Here is a 2,028-nt window from a genome sequence, read left to right on the forward strand (position 1 = left end):
GGCGGGTACGGCGGCGCCGTCGGCGGCCTTCGGCGACGAGGGCGCCGGCGGCCGGGTGGAGCTGCGGCGCGCGCTGGCCGGGTATCTGGCGCGGGCGCGCGGCGTGCACGCGGAGCCGGCGCGGATCGTGGTCTGCGCCGGGTTCACCAGCGGGCTGCGGCTGCTGGCGGAGGTGCTGCGCGCCCAGGGCACGCGGCGGATCGCGGTCGAGCCGTACGGTCTTGGGCTGCACCGCCGGCTGCTCACCGACGCCGGGCTGCGGACGGTGCCGCTGCCGTACGACGACGGGGGCACCGCCACCGCCGACCTGCCCGCCACCGGCACCGGCGCCGTCCTCCTCACCCCGGCGCACCAGTTCCCCACCGGCGTCCCGCTCGCCCCGGAGCGGCGGGCGGCGGCCGTCGACTGGGCGCGGGCGACGGGCGGGGTGGTGCTGGACGACGACTACGACGGCGAGTTCCGCTACGACCGGCAGCCGGTGGGGGCGCTGCAGTCGCTCGACCCGGAGCACGTGGCGCACCTGGGCACGGTCAGCAAGAGCCTGTCGCCCGCGCTGCGGCTGGGCTGGATGGTGCTGCCGGGGCGGCTGCTGCGCCCGGTGCACGAGGTGCAGGCGCTGAGCCGTACGCCGCCGGGGGTGGTGGACCAGCTGACGCTGGCGGAGTTCGTCGAGTCCGGCGGCTACGACCGGCACGTCCGCGCCGCGCGCCAGCGCTACCGGCGCCGCCGCGACCGCCTCGTCGCCGAGCTGGCGCGGCGGGCGCCGCGGGTGACGGTGACCGGCATCGCCGCGGGGCTGCACGCCGTCGTCCGGCTGCCGCCGGGGACCGAGCGCCGGGTGCTGGCGCGGGCGGCGCGGGAGGGGCTGGCGGTGGCCCGGCTGGGGGCGTACGAGTACGGCCAGGGGGCGTGGGAGGAGGGCGGCGACTTCGCGGCGCCGGCGGCGGGGGAGGCGCCGGGGCCGGAGGGGGAGGCGCTGGTGGTGGGGTACGGGACGCCGCCGGACCACCTGTATCCGGGGGCGCTGGCGGCGCTGTGCCGGGTGCTGGAGGCGGAGACGTAGCGCGCCGGCCGACCGCGGGCCGGACGCCGCGCGGCGACCGGCACGCCGGTCGCTTCCCGCGGCGTCAGGCCCGGGGTGACGCCAGCCGCACCATCGTGATGTCCGACGGCGCGCCCACCCGCACCGGCGGCCCCCACGCGCCCGCGCCGCGCGTGACGTACAGCTGGGTGTCCCCGTACCGCTCAAGACCCGCCAGCGTCGGGTTCGCCGCGCCGGCGACGTACGTGACGGGCCACAGCTGCCCGCCGTGCGTGTGGCCGGACAGCTGCAGGTCGACGCCGTGGTCCACCGCGTCGTGGATGACGACCGGCTGGTGGGCCAGGAGCACCGAGGCGCGCGCGGGGTCGCGGTCGCCGAGGGCGCGCCCGAAGTCGGGGCCCTCGCCGACGTCCTCGCCGGAGACGTCGTTGACGCCGGCGAGGTCGAAGCCGGGCAGCTCGGTGCGCTCGTTCTCCAGCGGGTGCAGGCCGAGCTCGCGGAGGTGGTCTATCCACTCGCCGGCGCCGGCGGCGCCGGCGAAGTACTCGTGGTTGCCGGTGACGTAGTACGAGCCGTCGCGCGCCCGCAGCTGCCCCAGCGGCTCCGCGGCCGTGCCCAGGTGGTCGACGGTGCCGTCGACGAGGTCGCCGACGATGGCGACGAGGTCGGGGCGCTGGGCGTTGATGGTGTCGACGATCCGCTGCGTGTGTCGGCGGCCGAGGATCGGGCCGAGGTGGATGTCGCTGACGACGGCGATGCGGTAGCCGTCTGCGGCGGCGGGCAGCTTGGCCAGGGGCACGGTGACGTTCTTCACCCGGGGGGCGCGGCCCAGCACGCCGTACGCCCCGTACGCGACGGTGCCGGCGGCGACGGCGGTGGCGCCGACGGCGACGGTGCGGGCGACGAAGAGCCGCCGGGACACGTCGGCGGCGGCCCCGGAGGAGGCGGCGTCCGCCGCGCCGGACCCGGGCCCGGGCCCGCCGGGA

The 2,028-nt window shown here is 78.7% G+C and carries 2 protein-coding genes; one reads left to right on the plus strand and one right to left on the minus strand.

The window, feature by feature from the left end; all coding sequences use genetic code 11:
- Positions 1 to 1,063 (plus strand): aminotransferase-like domain-containing protein (locus ABD317_RS36305; RefSeq protein ID WP_344296220.1); only part of this gene is annotated, 1,063 nt, incomplete at its 5' end.
- A gap of 64 nt (positions 1,064 to 1,127) precedes the next feature.
- Here ABD317_RS36305 and ABD317_RS36310 read toward each other — a convergent pair.
- On the minus strand, positions 1,128 to 2,028 hold a 901-nt coding region (locus ABD317_RS36310; RefSeq protein ID WP_344296222.1), incomplete at its 5' end, for a metallophosphoesterase.

The sequence above is a fragment of the Streptomyces synnematoformans genome (genome assembly GCF_039531005.1).
GTDB classification, from domain to species: domain Bacteria; phylum Actinomycetota; class Actinomycetes; order Streptomycetales; family Streptomycetaceae; genus Streptomyces; species Streptomyces synnematoformans.